We start from the raw sequence: 13,504 nt of genomic DNA, 5'->3' as shown, positions 1-13,504 counted from the left end.
GCGCTGCCCGCGGTGCGCCGGATGGCGGCAGCCGCGGGGCGGCTGCCGGTGCCCTGGCCGGCCGAGGCGCGCGAGGAGTTCGTCACCCTGCTCGGCGCCGGTGCGGCGACGGTGCCGGTGTGGGAGGCGCTGGAGGCGGAGGGGCTGATCGCGCGGCTGCTGCCCGACTGGGAGCGGGTCCGCTGCCGCCCCCAGCGCAACCCGGTGCACCGCTTCACCGTCGACCGTCACCTCGTGGAGACGGCGGTACAGGCCGCCGCGCTGACCCGGCGGGTACAGCGGCCCGACCTGCTCCTGGTCGGGGCGCTGCTGCACGACATCGGCAAAGGCTGGCCGGGCGACCACTCCGTCGTCGGCGAGACGATCGCCCGCGACATGGCCGCCCGCATCGGCTTCGACGCGGCCGACGCGGAGGTCCTCGCCACGCTCGTACGCCGCCATCTCCTCCTCATCGAGACCGCGACCCGGCGCGACCTGGACGACCCGGCGACGATCCGGTCGGTCGCCGACGCGGCGGGCGATACGGGGACCCTGGAGCTGCTGCACGCGCTGACCGAGGCCGACGCACTCGCCACCGGGCCGGCGGCCTGGTCGGCCTGGCGCGGCACCCTGGTGGCGGACCTGGTCAAACGGGTCGCCGGAGTGCTGGCGGGCGAGGCGGTGGAGGAGCACACCGATCCCTTCGTGCCGACGGCTCAGGCGGAACGGCTGGCCGTGGAGGCGTGGCGTACGCAGGGCCCGGCCCTCGCCCTGCACGCGCGGCCGGAGACGCCCGCGGAGGAGCGGCGCGGCGATCAGGACGGAGAGGACGGACAGCCCGACCGCGCCGGGGACGCCGGATACACCGGAGAGGCGGCGGAGACCCCGCCGGAGCCCGTCGGTGTCGAACTGCTGGTGACCGTCCCCGCGCCGCCGGCGCCGGACGACCCGACGTCCGCCCCGGAAAGGCCGGACGCGTACGCGATGGGCGTGCTGCCCGCCGTGGCCGGAGTCCTCGCCCTGCACCGGCTCACCGTCCGTGCCGCCGACCTGCGGGTGCTGCGGCTGCCGGGATCGGTGGCCGGTGACGACGGCGAAGCGGCCGTCCTGCTGCTGTCCTGGCGGGTGGCGGCGGCATACGGCGCCCTGCCGCTGGCCGGCCGGCTGCGCGCCGACCTGGTACGCGCACTGGAGGGCTCACTCGACATCGCGGCCCGGCTCGCCGAACGCGAGGCGGCCTACCGCAGGCCGCGCCGCCGCGGCGCCCAAGCGCCGCCACCCCGGGTCACCGTCGCCCGCGGCAGCTCGGAGGTGGCCACGGTGCTCGAGGTACGGGCGCACGACGCCCATGGGCTGCTGTACCGCATCGGCCGTGCGCTGGAGGGCGCGGGCGTGCTGGTGCGCAGCGCACACGTCAGCACGCTCGGCGCCGACGCCGTGGACGCGTTCTACGTCACGGGCGCCGACGGCGCGCCGCTGTCGTCGGCCGAGGCGGCCGGGCTGGCCCGTGAACTGGAAGGTGCGCTGGGCGGTCCCTGAGCGGAGCTGACCGGAGCTGACCGGAGTTCCGGCGGGCCGATACCCTTGGAGGTCGACTGCCGACTTGAACCCCGTACCCAGACGCGAAGGATCCGCGACCGCCGTGTTCGACACTCTTTCCGATCGCCTCGCAACGACCTTCAAGAACCTCCGGGGCAAGGGCCGCCTGTCCGAGGCCGACATCGACGCCACGGCGCGCGAGATCCGTATCGCCCTGCTGGAGGCGGACGTCGCGCTGCCCGTCGTGCGCGCCTTCATCAAGCAGGTCAAGGAGCGCGCCGCCGGGGCCGAGGTCTCCCAGGCGCTGAACCCCGCCCAGCAGGTCATCAAGATCGTCAACGAGGAGCTGATCGGCATCCTCGGCGGCGAGACCCGCCGGCTGCGGTACGCCAAGAACCCGCCGACCGTCATCATGCTCGCCGGACTTCAGGGCTCCGGCAAGACGACGCTGGCGGGCAAGCTCGGCCGCTGGCTCAAGCAGCAGGGCCACGCCCCGCTGCTCGTCGCCTGTGACCTTCAGCGCCCCGACGCGGTCAACCAGCTGTCCGTCGTGGCCGAGCGGGCCGGCGTCGCGGTCTTCGCCCCGGAGCCGGGCAACGGCGTCGGCGACCCGGTGAAGGTCGCCGAGGCCTCCGTCGGCCACGCTCGCGACAAGCAGTACGACGTGGTCGTCGTTGACACCGCGGGCCGCCTCGGCATCGACGAGGAGCTGATGCGGCAGGCCGCCGACATCCGCGACGCGGTCAGCCCCGACGAGATCCTCTTCGTCGTCGACGCGATGATCGGCCAGGACGCCGTCACCACCGCGGAGGCGTTCCGCGACGGCGTCGGCTTCGACGGCGTGGTGCTCTCCAAGCTCGACGGCGACGCGCGCGGCGGTGCCGCGCTCTCGGTGTCGCAGGTCACCGGCAAGCAGATCATGTTCGCCTCCAACGGCGAGAAGGTGGACGACTTCGACGCCTTCCACCCGGACCGGATGGCGTCCCGCATCCTCGGCATGGGCGACATGCTCACGCTCATCGAGAAGGCCGAGCAGACCTTCAGTCAGCAAGAGGCCGAGAAGATGGCCGCGAAACTGCAGAAGGGGCCGAAGGAGTTCACGCTGGACGACTTCCTGGCGCAGATGGAGCAGGTCCGCAAGATGGGCTCGATCTCCAAGCTGCTCGGGATGATGCCCGGCATGGGCCAGATGAAGGACCAGATCAACAACCTCGACGAGCGCGAGGTGGACCGTACGGCCGCCATCATCAAGTCGATGACGCCGGCCGAGCGCGCCGAGCCCACCATGCTCAACGGCTCGCGTCGGGCCCGTATCGCCCGCGGCTCCGGTGTGGACGTCAGTGCGGTGAAGAGCCTGGTGGAGCGCTTCTTCGAGGCCCGCAAGATGATGTCCCGGATGGCGCAGGGCGGCGGCATGCCCGGCATGCCCGGGATGCCCGGCATGGGGGGCGCCGGCAAGAAGAAGGCCAAGCAGCAGAAGAAGGCCAAGGGCAAGCGCCAGTCCGGCAACCCGATGAAGCGCAAGCAGGAGGAGCAGGCCGCCGCCGAGCGTAAGGCCGCAGGTCAGGGCAGCACCTTCGGAGGCGCGGACGCGGGGCAGAGCGTCGAGGACTTCGAACTGCCCCAGGAGTTCAAGGACATCCTGCCCCCGAAGTGAACCACCGGGTACGGGGGCGGATGATGTCGTTCATGCGCGCATACATCCGGCCCCCGCAGCCCGACGACGAAGCCGTCTACCGTGCGGCGGTGCTCCGCTCCGCCGACCACCTCATCCCGTGGAATCCGGTCGAGCCGGACGGCTTCCCCGACCTGCTGCGCCGGCAGGGTCCCGACCTGCGCACTTTCATGATCTTCGACAGCGAGGACGACGGGCTGGTCGGCCGGGTCAACGTCGCCAACATCGTCCGCGCCCGCTTCTGCAGCGGTTCGCTCGGCTACGACAGCTACGTGCCGTACGCGGGCACCGGGCGGATGACCGTGGGGATGCGGCTGATCGTCGAGCGCTGCTTCGCCAGTGCGCCCGAGGGGCTGGGTCTGCACCGCCTGGAGATCAACGTGCAGCCGGAGAACGACCGTTCCACCGCCATGGCGCGGCGGCTCGGCTTCCGGCACGAGGGCTTCTCGCCCCGCATGCTCTTCCTCAACGACGCCTGGCGGGACCACGAGCGCTTCGCGCTGACGGCCGAGGAGTGGCCGACGGACCGGGCTGAGCAGACGGAGCAGACGGAGCAGACGGAGAGGCTAGACCGGCAGCGGTGAGCCGCCGGCGAGGCCGCCCGGGTCGAGGCCGAGGGAGTGTGCCGCCGTCGCGCCCACGTCCGCCAGTGAGGACGCGTCCGGCAGACGTGCGGGGCCGGCACCGGAGCCGGGCAGGGGTGGAGCGCCGGGCCGGTGTACGAGCACCAGCACGTACTCACGGGTGTGACAGGCGTGCCCGATGCCCGGGTCGTTGCCGTGGTCGCCGGTGACGATCAGCCGGTCGCCGGGAGCATCCAGCTCGGCCAGCAGTGCGCCCAGTCCGCGGTCCACGTGTTCCAGCACGGCGCCGAACCGCAGGGGGTCCTGCTGGTGCCCGGCCAGATCGGTCTCCTGCACGTTGGCGACGACCAGGGCGGTCCCGTCCGACCCGGCTGCCCGCCCCGCCGCCCGTACGGCCGCCAGCGTGTGCGCCAGCACCTCGCCGGTCGGCACGGCGGGGCGGCGCAGCGCCCGCTCACAGGGGAGGATGTCGGCGGCCTTGCCGACGAGGGTGACCGGGATGCCGGCCCGCGCCGCCAGTTCCGGCAGCTGCCGGGAGTGATCCAGCGGTGCGCCCAGGTGCCGTACCCGCAGACCGCCGTTGCGGTAGAAGCCGGTGGCCGGGGTGTCCAGTCCGACGGTGCCGCAGTCGCCCTGCCGTACGGACGCCGGCAACGGCTCCTCCGCGTGCCCGCCCACCGCGATGACCCGGGCGACCGGCGCCACGGCGCGCACCGTGCGGGCGATGCCGAGGATCCGCTCGAAGGGCAGGTCCCGCAGGCGTCCGGAGACGTTCCAGTTGATGCCGGGATCGGCCTCGAGGTTGTCGTGCACGAGTGCGTGCCGGTCGACCACGAGCAGCGGCCGGCCGTCCAGCGGCTCGACCGTGTGACCGGCCCGCTTCAGCGCGCCGGTGACCTCGGCCAGTCGTTCACCGAGCCGGGCGACGGTGACGCGGCTGAAGTCGGCGCCCATCATGGTCTGGTGGCCGGCGTAGGTGTCCGCCCCGGGATAGCCCAGGCTCGCCCGGGCGACCGCGGCCGGCAGCGCCGAAGGGGCGGCGAGCGCGGGGTGCGGGCGGAGCAGACCGAGCCCGAGTGCGGCGAGGGCGGGCAGTTGCGGAGCCCTCCCGTTCGTGGCGCGACAGTGGTCGAGCACGTGGCCGAGAGTGTCCGCGCTGAGATCGCCCGGACGGAGTGCGCCCGCGTCGGGCATGGCGCCGACGCCGAGCCCGTCCACGACGACGATGACGGTCCGGCTCACGGGGTGACCGCCTCCTTCGCCGACGGCTCGCGGAGCGGCCGGCCGAGCGGGTCGTACAGCCCGGTCAGTTCCGGCGCACCGCGGGAGAGCCCGGACACGACGGCGACGTTGCTGCGGGTGACGAAGATCTGGGTGCGGAAGGCGAGTACTGCCGTGTCGCCGGCCCGTACCTCGTCCTCGCCCGCCGCGGGGGCGGCCAGCAGCCGGTAGTAGTCGATGTTCTCGGCGGGCGCGTCCTGTACGGGCAGCCGCAGACCGGTGCGGTGCAGCAGCGCGTCCTTGATCTCCGCGCGGGCGTAGAAGCCGCCCCCGTGCAGCGCGGGACGGCCGTCGGCGAGCGTGTGGGAGACCTCGGTGACGTACACGTACCCGGGACGCTCCGGCTGGTGCGGATCCCGCGCGTGCAGCGGCGTGGTCCCCGTCAGCGCGTGACCGGGCTCGCCGTGGGTGGCGCCCAGCTCGGCGAGGAGCGGCAGGGTCGCCATCGAGGTGGCGCCCGGAGCGCTCAGCTTCAGCCCTGTGTGGCCGCGGCGGGCCAGCACCTCGCGGGCCTCGCGCAACAGCGCGAACGTCTCGGTGGGCCGTGGCACGCCGGTCACCGGGTCGCACTCCACGCACGGGAAGCCGGTGACGCCCGCGATCCGGATGCCCGGCAGTGCCTCGGCCTCGGCGGCGAAGGCGGTCAGCTCCGCCGGCGGCACCCCGCCCTCCTGTCCCGGGTGTACCGACCCGGGGGCGCCGGCCAGCCGCAGCATGACGTCCTGTACGAGGCCCAGCCGCCGTGCCGCCTCCGAGACGGCGCGGGCATTGGCGGCGTCGAAGACGGTGACCGCCTCCGGGCGCCGGGCGAGCAGCTCGGGCAGGGCACGGCGCGGGATCTGCACCAGGTGCCCGAGATTGCCCGCGCGGGCGCCCGCCGCGTGCAGGGCGCGCGCCTCGGGGGCGTCGATGGCCGCGAACTTCGGCAGCCGGCGCGCCACCGCCCGGATCAGCTCCGGGTTACGGCCCAGCTGCTTGACGACGAACCACAGGGTCAGGCCGAGCCGTTCGGCCTCGGCGGCGAGCAGGGCGGCGTTCGCCTCGACGGCGTCACGGTCGATGACGTACGTGTCCGGCGGGATCGCGCCCTCGCGGTGCAGCGCGGCCGCCGCATCCACCAGCTCGGGGTTGCGGGCCAGGACGGTGTCGAGGAACAAGGTCAGTCCTTCTGGGCGGCGGTCGGATCGTGTGCGTCGTGCAGGTCCCGCAGCGCCCGGCGGAGGATGTCCACCACGAGGTCGGCGCCGGCCCGCATCGGGTTGATCCGCACGGTCCAGTCCGCCAGTTCGGGTGTGTCCGCCAGGGCGGAGCCGGACATGCGGTAGAAGAGCGGGGCCATCTCGTAACGGGAGTTGGCGCCGACCGGGTACGGCGCGGCCCCGTACCGGGCGGCGAGGGCGGGCAGTTCGCGTGCGAGGGGCCGGTCCAGCCGTACGAGCAGGCAGCGGTCCTGGGCGTTGGCCACCCGCACCTGGGCCACCCCGGGCACTTCGCCCGCGGCCAGCCGGGCGGCGACCTCCGCACCGGTCCGCGACTGCAGGGCCCACATCACCGGTACGTGCGCGAGCGCGCGCAGCGCGTCCAGCGCCTGGCCACCCTGGACCTGGCCGCCGCCGGAGTAGTTGCCGGCGTGCACCCTCTCGACGATGTCCGCCGGGCCGACCACCGCGCCGACGCCCTCCGGGCCGTGCAGCTTGAACAGCGAGAAACAGGAGGCGTCCGCGCCCAGTTCGACCCCGCACGCCGGTACCCGGAAGACGGTGTAGTTGTCGTCGACGACCGTCCGGACCCCCGCCGCCCGGCAGGCCGCCAGCACCTGGCCGGGGTCGTAGGAGTCGGCGAGCCGCTGCCGGCTGTGCTGCACGTAGGCGTAGCGGAACCGGCCGGAGGCCAGGGCCGCCGTCAGCGCCGCCCGGTCGTTGAAGTCCGCCTCGGTGGTCCGTACGCCCAGGCCGCGCAGCGTGACCTCGGTGGTGCGGTAGACGGGCGCGCGGTGGATGAGCAGCGGATCGCCCGCGCCGAGCACGGCACCGAGGGCGGCCCGGATCGCCCCGGTACCCGCGCCCTGCACCAGCGCCGCCGCCTCGGCGCCGAAGAAGTCGGCGAGCACGGCTTCCACCCGGGCGGTCGTGCGCGGTCTGCCGAGCCCCGGCACCACACCCACGTCCGGCGCGAAGAGCTGCTGCCCCTCGAAGTGCCGTGCGGTGCACTCCAGCAGCCGGAACTGTTTCCCGGCCGCGTCCTCGAGCGGCACGGTGGGCAACGGAAAGGTGTGCGGCAGCTGTGGGTTCACGTCAGAGCTCCTCGGCACTCGCGGCGGCCAGGAAGCGCAGCGGATTGCGGCGGGTCAGCAGATCGACCAGGTCCTCGTCGGCTCCGGCGGCCCGTACCCGGGGGAGGAAGGACCGGAAGAGGTGCCCGTAACCCTTACCGCCCTCCGCCAGCAGATAGCCGTGCCGCGAGACGTCGCAGCTCAGCAGCACCCGGTCCGCGTGTCCGGCCTCCAGCAGCGCGCAGAGCAGCCGCAGCCGCACCTCGTCGCTCTGGTAGTTCTCCTTGCCGACGGTGTCGAAGGCGACATACGCGCCCGCGGCCGCCAGTTCGCGGTGCACGGCCGGCGCGTCGAGCAGGTCCTGGTGGCCGATGCTGACGCGGTGCGGCGCCAGCCCCGCCCGGGTGAGCAGCTCCAGCTGCCGCAGACCGCCCCGTCCGAGCTGGGCGTGGGTGGCCAGCGACAGGCCCGTCGCGCTCGCCGCGTGCGCGGCGGCGGTGAGCGTACGGGCCTCCGGCTCGCTCGGCAGGTCACCGTGGCTGCCCACCTCGCCGATGACGCCCGGCAGCACCGCCGTGGAGTCGAGCCCGTTCTCGATCTCCAGGGTCAGCAGCCGTGCCAGCTCCTCGACGCTCGTGCCGTTCACCTCACGCGGGTGGAACGGCTCGTAGTACCAGCCGGTGGCCGCCACCACCGCGACGCCCGACCGGTCGGAGACCTCGGCCAGGGCGCGGGCGTCGCGGCCCATCCCGCGGCAGGTCAGTTCGATGACCAGCGAGAGCCCGTACTCCTCGCGCAGCGCGGCCAGTTCGCCGGTGACGGAGTCGCGGTGGGCGGCTCCGAGAACGGCCGCTCGGTCGGCGTCGCGGGACAGGTCGAGAGCGAGGTGCTCGTGAGCCAGGACCGGACCCCGCACCCGCGCGGGCTCGAGCGGACCTGTGACGGTCCGCAGGCCGGCGGGCGGGGGGTGCGGACGGTGCATGGTGGTGGTGCCTTCCTGGCCGGTGCGTACCGGCCGCGCCCGGGTCAGCCCTTGACCGGGGTGAACAGATCCAGCCAGTACAGGAGATTGAGCAGCACGCCCCCGACGAGGACGGCGGCCGGCGCGGCGGCCATCCGCACCACGACCCGGCCCGTCGCCTCGTTGAGCAGATAGAGGCCGCCGACGATGAGGATGCCCAGTCCGCCGCCCATGGTGTTGGCGGCCAGCAGCGAACCGAACAGGATGGCCAGCCAGAGGGATTCGCTGATCGCGCTGCGCAGTTGCTCCGAGGAGTCGCGGACCGAGGGCAGCCGGCCGAGCAGCTTGCCGATCCAGGAGAGGGCCAGCACCTCGAGGGCGAACACCGCGGCGCCGACGATCAGGGCCAGCCACGGGCTCGGCAGCAGGTAGCCGATGGGATAGACGAAGGTGAACCCGGCGATGGCGTACGCGCCGGAGGCGAGCGCGGTGGTGGCGATCAGCGGGATGAATCCGAAGACGCGGTAGAAGTCCACTTGCGCGGCGCCCGCGTAGTCCTCCTTGGCGATCAGGAAACTCGTGGCCTCGCCCCCGCCGAAGACGTGCATCTGGGCGAGCAGGCACACGCCCGCACCGAGCAGCATGAACAGGGGTATGTGACGCCGCAGCCGGGCGGCGCTCGCGCTGAACAGCGAGTGCATCGGATCGTCTTCCGCGCCGGGCACGCTCTGCTCCCGCCCGGCCTGTTCCCCGGCCGCCTGGTCCTGACCGGACGCGGTGCTCTGCGCCCGGTCCAGGCGGCGCTGCCGGATGTCCTTGGCTATCGCGAAACCGATCAGCATCAGCACGCCGACGGCCATGGCGGGCGCACCCGGGAACACCTCGGGCCACAGCTTCATGGTCAGGATCACCAGGGCCAGTTCCACCACGCCCGCGATGCCGCCGCGCAGCCTCCCGAACTGCTTGGTGATCGCCAGCACCGGAAAGAGCGTGAACAGGAAGAGGATCGGCGTCGCCATCTGCTGCATGGCGGTCAGGAAGTCGACGGGCAGCTCGTGCGCGACGGTGTTGACCCCGCTGAGTCCGAAGACCACCACGGCGCCCCAGGCGCCGCCCAGCAGCGGGGCGAGCCACTTCTTCGGGGAGAGGATGCCGAGCACATCGGTCGGCAGGAAGAGCAGCCACGGATTGAGCACTCCGGTCGACAGCGCCATCGGCGCCCCGAGCCCGAAGATGAACCCGGCGGAGAGCCCGAAGGAGACCGCCGTGGTGGCGTTGCGGGTGCTGCGTCCCTGGATGAAGTCGAGCATGAACGGGCGTACACCGTCGTTGAAGACGCCCAGCGCCAAGTGGGAGACGAAGGCGGTCAGCGCACACAGGGCGACAACGATGAGCTTCTGGGCGAGGGAGAAGTCGAGGCTGTGACCGCCCGCGCTCGCCGCGGTGACCAGAAGGGTGCTCACGTGGCTGCTCCTCAGGGTTGTCGGCCGGCCCGCGCGGCGATGGCGCGGGCGATGACGGGGGTGGTGGCGGAGATCTGGTCCATGCCGAAGCCGAACACCCTCTTGCCGCCGTCCAGGAGTGCGGTGACCTCCTGCTCGGCGGGAACGCCACGGCCGAAGGTGTGGCAGGCGCCGCTGCCCAGGACGCCGAGCAGCACCCCGAGCGAGGCGCCCGCGCCGGTATGGCAGGTGCCCAGGTAGTAGTCGGCCTGCCCGGCGCGGAGCCTTATCGCCGCGTCCATGTCGTTGGAGAGGGTGATCTCCAGGCCGTCCAGGCGCAGCCGGGTCAGCACGTCGGCCACCTCGGCCTTGCCGAGTCCGCCGGTGAGGATCTTCGTCATGGCCGCTCTCCCTCGAGGTGCCTGTGCGTGCCGGTGCCGGTGCCGGTGCCGGCGTCGGTGGGCGAGTGCCGGTCCAGTACGGCCAGGTGCATCGCCAGGAAATTGATCTCGGAATCGGGCAGGGCGGCGCCGGTGATCCGCTCCGCCCGTCCGGCGATCTCCCGTGCCCGCTCGACGACTTCGGGGCGGTCCGCCAGTTCGTCGGCGACATGCCGGTCGGCGTCGGACGCCGCGATGGACTCGCCGTTCTGCAGCCGGGTGAGGGCCATCACGAGATGACTGGTGAGCATGCCCGCGGTCTCCTCGGAGACCGTTCGTCCGGTCGCGGCCAGCGCCTCCAGCTCTCCCGAGACGAACTCGGCCACTTCGGGGCGCACTTGACCGGTCTCCCGGAACAGCAGGATCCGGAGGGCCAGTTTCTCCTCCATGGCATGTCCTTCCGCGATGCCGGTCCTCGCCGCGGACGACAATAATCAGGATTCTGCTTTTTGAGGAGGGGTCCCGCTGCGACGTCAGTACAGGGGTACGCGCTCGCCTCGCAGCACTTCTCCCTGCACCTCGGTGACGAGGGAGAAGTCCAGCGACCCGCGCACAGCGTCGAGTTCCCGTGTCCGTGCCTCCACGGCGCGGCCGATCAGGGCGGCGCTGGAGTTGCGCAGCGCGAGGTCACGGGTGATCTCGTCGTCCAGCGGCAGGGCTTCGACGTCCGGGCCGAGGTGGTCCCGTACCTCATCGAGATTCCACACGGTGGCGTCCACCTCGGCGCGCGCGAAGAGGCCGCGCAGCTGCATGTACGACGCCTCCACCCAGGTCACGTCCGTCCGTCCGGCGAACGCGCGGGTGGCCAGCATGCGCAGGTCCTCGGAAGAGGAGTCCACCGCGACCCGGAGCCCGCTCGTCGCCGGGGTCACGCCACGGCGCAGCAGCAGCCCGTGCGCCCCCACGTAGGTCCCGGGGCCCAGGTCGGCGACCACCTCCACCGGGTGGTCGGCCGCGAGCCGGTCGGCGGCGAAACGGGAGAGCACGACGAGGTCGGCCCTGCCCTCCAGGAGTGCGCCGAGCCGGGTGGCCGCACCGCGCATGAACGTGATGGCGAAGGGTGCGCCCGCCTGTTCGAAGGCAGCCCTGAGTCCGGTGGCGAGCCCCTCGTACCGGTGCGAGTACGGCAGTGGCATCGCGGCGAGAACGGTGCCGAGACCGGCCAGCCGCCAGAGCAGGGCCCGGTCGGCCCGCAGCAGGAAGGTGCCGAGATGTCCGCGCGCCCGGGTCTCGACGGCTCCCGCCTCCTCCAGCAGCTGCAGCCCCGCCTGCACCGTTCCGTTGCCCACCTTCAGCTCGCCGGCGAAGTCGCGCAGCCGGGGGAGGCGGGTGTCGGACGCACCGGGGGCATGGTGCAGCAGCAGTGCGGCCAGCTGACGGGCGGCCATGCCGTTACGGGTGAGGAAGCGCTCATCCGCACTGCTGATCATTCCGTAATAGTATCCAGAATCCTGGATACTGCCAATAGCTCCGAATAGTCCGGGGTACCCCGGTGCGGGGTGCCGCCAGGATGGTCGCTATGGTTGGACCACTGGCACCGACCGCCGTCGCCGCGGGCCCTTCGGCGGTACGCCCGGCTTGGACCGGGTGGGCGAGATCTCCGTATTCTGCCTACCCGCCCGGCTCCGGGGCCATCAGTGGGAACTGACTGGTACGTGCAAAATATTTAGGATGGCCCGGAATCGGAACACTGGGGTGGTCCGGATCGTTGAGCACGACGTGAGCACGACACCACCAGTCCTCGCCGCCGAACTGGCAGCCGCATGGGCCGACATTCAAGGGCACCACTCCGAGCTGCCGGATCTGGCCGCGCCGGAATCGCTGATCGGGGAGTCCTCTTCCGCCTGCGGCGGCGGACTCTCCTTCGAAAGGCTGCTGCACGAGGCCGTCCATGGAATCGCCGCCGCGCGTGGCATCCGGGACACCTCCCGTGCGGGCCGCTATCACAACCGCCGGTTCCTCGCGATCGCCGAGGAAATGGGCCTGCTCCATCCCGAGGAGCCGCACCCGAGCAGCGGTTTCTCGCTCGTGGCCCTCGCCCCTGAGACGAGACGGCGCTATCGCCAGACCAGCGAACGACTGCAGCGCGCCCTGAAGGCGTACAGCGCCGCCACCGAGACGGACACCGGCGGCAGCTTCCGCGGTCCCGCGGCCCGGCACGGCTCGTCCGGCGGCGGCGTACGGGTCAAGGCGGTCTGCGACTGCGGGCGGAACGTGCGGGTGGTCCCGTCGGTGCTGGCGCAGGCGCCCATCATGTGCGGCGCGTGCGGCAAGCCCTTCCGTATCCCGGACCCCGCGACGGCCGTTCCGGCGGAGGCGGTGGCGGCCGTCGGGTGAGCCGCCGGCCCGGCGGGCGGGTTCGGCCGGCAGAGTGGGGTGTGGCATCATGGTGGGCTGTACTCGACAGTCGCACAGGACCCCTCTCTCCTCCGGCTGACGCGTCCATCGGACATCCGGGTACCGCAACCCCACGTGGTCACCCGCCGTGTCCACCCACGTCAAGACCAGGAGACACCACAGCAGTGGCAGTCAAGATCAAGCTGAAGCGACTGGGCAAGATCCGTTCGCCGCACTACCGGATCATCGTCGCCGACTCCCGCACGCGCCGCGACGGCCGTGCCATCGAGGAGATCGGCCTGTACCACCCGGTGCAGAACCCCTCGCGCATCGAGGTCGACTCGGAGCGCGTGCAGTACTGGCTGGGTGTCGGCGCGCAGCCGACCGAGCCCGTCGCGGCGATCCTCAGGGTCACCGGCGACTGGCAGAAGTTCAAGGGCCTGCCGGCCCCCGAGCCGATGAAGGTCGCCGAGCCGAAGGCCGACAAGAAGGCGCTCTTCGAGGCCGCGGCCAAGGAGTCGGCGGACGAGCCGAAGGGCGGCGCGACCACCCCGAAGGCGAAGAAGGCCGACAAGGCTGAGAAGGCAGACAAGGCTGAGAAGGCCGGCAAGAAGGCGGACGAGGCCGAGAAGGCCGAGTCGTCCACCGAGACGACCGGGGCCTGAGCATGCTCGAGGAGGCCCTTGAGCATTTGGTGAAGGGCATCGTCGACCATCCCGACGAGGTGCAGGTCGAGTCCCGCACCATGCGTCGCGGAAGCGTGCTGGAGGTCCGGGTCCATCCGGACGATCTCGGCAAGGTGATCGGCCGCAGCGGCCGCACCGCACGCGCCCTGCGCACCGTCGTGGCCGCCCTCGGCGGCCGTGGTGTCCGCGTCGACCTCGTCGACGTGGAGCAGGTCCGCTGAGCGCAAGCAGGCAGCACCGGCAGTGGCCGGGGACGGCGAGTGGCCGTCCCCGGCGGGTTTTCGCGTCCGGGCGGCTCAGCGGTACGT

Annotated in this window: 14 protein-coding genes; 6 read left to right on the top strand and 8 right to left on the bottom strand. The window is 72.4% G+C overall.

All coding sequences use genetic code 11. The features are described from left to right. From ACRDP3_RS10060 to ACRDP3_RS10050, 3 genes are all read left to right on the top strand, one after another. Window positions 1–1,518: HD domain-containing protein (locus tag ACRDP3_RS10060; RefSeq protein ID WP_431516528.1), on the top strand; the 1,518-nt coding region annotated here is incomplete at its 5' end. A 103-nt stretch (window positions 1,519–1,621) separates the two neighbouring features. Beyond that, window positions 1,622–3,175 carry a signal recognition particle protein gene (ffh, locus tag ACRDP3_RS10055; RefSeq protein WP_431516527.1) on the top strand — a complete coding sequence of 518 codons (1,554 nt, stop codon included), beginning with the start codon at window positions 1,622–1,624 and terminating at the stop codon, window positions 3,173–3,175. Window positions 3,176–3,207: 32 nt separating this feature from the next. Further along, a complete protein-coding gene (locus ACRDP3_RS10050) occupies window positions 3,208–3,777 on the top strand; it encodes a GNAT family N-acetyltransferase (RefSeq protein ID WP_431516526.1) in 570 nt (189 codons plus the stop codon). Here the strand turns inward: ACRDP3_RS10050 and ACRDP3_RS10045 are convergent. From ACRDP3_RS10045 to yhfZ, 8 genes are all read right to left on the bottom strand, one after another. Then, window positions 3,760–5,019: a phosphopentomutase gene (locus tag ACRDP3_RS10045; protein WP_431516525.1), complete on the bottom strand. Its 1,260-nt coding sequence runs from the start codon at window positions 5,017–5,019 to the stop codon at window positions 3,760–3,762. The two genes, ACRDP3_RS10050 and ACRDP3_RS10045, sit on opposite strands and share 18 nt — an antisense overlap. Then, complete coding sequence (locus ACRDP3_RS10040) at window positions 5,016–6,215, bottom strand: alanine racemase (RefSeq protein ID WP_431516524.1); 1,200 nt, start codon at window positions 6,213–6,215, stop codon at window positions 5,016–5,018. The genes ACRDP3_RS10045 and ACRDP3_RS10040 overlap by 4 nt, the downstream gene beginning before the upstream one ends. A gap of 2 nt (window positions 6,216–6,217) precedes the next feature. Continuing rightward, window positions 6,218–7,351: an aminotransferase class V-fold PLP-dependent enzyme gene (locus ACRDP3_RS10035; protein ID WP_431516523.1), complete on the bottom strand. Its 1,134-nt coding sequence runs from the start codon at window positions 7,349–7,351 to the stop codon at window positions 6,218–6,220. 1 nt (window position 7,352) lies between these two features. After that, window positions 7,353–8,312, bottom strand: a complete 960-nt coding sequence (locus ACRDP3_RS10030) for a phosphotriesterase family protein (RefSeq protein ID WP_431516522.1) — start codon at window positions 8,310–8,312, stop codon at window positions 7,353–7,355. A gap of 44 nt (window positions 8,313–8,356) precedes the next feature. Beyond that, the gene (locus ACRDP3_RS10025) at window positions 8,357–9,754 is read right to left on the bottom strand and encodes a YhfT family protein (protein ID WP_431516521.1); all 1,398 of its coding nucleotides are present in this window, start codon (window positions 9,752–9,754) and stop codon (window positions 8,357–8,359) included. Between the two features lie 11 nt (window positions 9,755–9,765). Further along, window positions 9,766–10,134: a DUF2620 family protein gene (locus tag ACRDP3_RS10020; protein WP_431516520.1), complete on the bottom strand. Its 369-nt coding sequence runs from the start codon at window positions 10,132–10,134 to the stop codon at window positions 9,766–9,768. Then, a complete protein-coding gene (locus tag ACRDP3_RS10015; RefSeq protein ID WP_431516519.1) occupies window positions 10,131–10,562 on the bottom strand; it encodes a PRD domain-containing protein in 432 nt (143 codons plus the stop codon). Before ACRDP3_RS10015 ends, ACRDP3_RS10020 begins: the two co-directional genes overlap by 4 nt. An 84-nt stretch (window positions 10,563–10,646) precedes the next feature. Next, a complete protein-coding gene (yhfZ, locus tag ACRDP3_RS10010) occupies window positions 10,647–11,603 on the bottom strand; it encodes a GntR family transcriptional regulator YhfZ (RefSeq protein ID WP_431516518.1) in 957 nt (318 codons plus the stop codon). Between the two features lie 241 nt (window positions 11,604–11,844). Between yhfZ and ACRDP3_RS10005 the strand changes: the two genes are divergently transcribed. From ACRDP3_RS10005 to ACRDP3_RS09995, 3 genes are all read left to right on the top strand, one after another. Further along, entirely contained in the window at window positions 11,845–12,510 is a 666-nt protein-coding gene (locus ACRDP3_RS10005) for a hypothetical protein (protein WP_431516517.1), read from the top strand. Between the two features lie 185 nt (window positions 12,511–12,695). Beyond that, window positions 12,696–13,175: a 30S ribosomal protein S16 gene (gene rpsP / locus ACRDP3_RS10000; RefSeq protein ID WP_431516516.1), complete on the top strand. Its 480-nt coding sequence runs from the start codon at window positions 12,696–12,698 to the stop codon at window positions 13,173–13,175. 2 nt (window positions 13,176–13,177) lie between these two features. Then, window positions 13,178–13,417 (top strand): RNA-binding protein, encoded by a 240-nt coding sequence (locus ACRDP3_RS09995; protein WP_431516515.1) that lies wholly within the window; start codon window positions 13,178–13,180, stop codon window positions 13,415–13,417. Window positions 13,418–13,504 lie beyond the last annotated feature (87 nt).

The sequence above is a fragment of the Streptomyces sp. genome (genome assembly GCF_050698815.1).
Lineage (GTDB): Bacteria > Actinomycetota > Actinomycetes > Streptomycetales > Streptomycetaceae > Streptomyces.
This window is presented reverse-complemented; position numbering and strand designations above follow the sequence as displayed.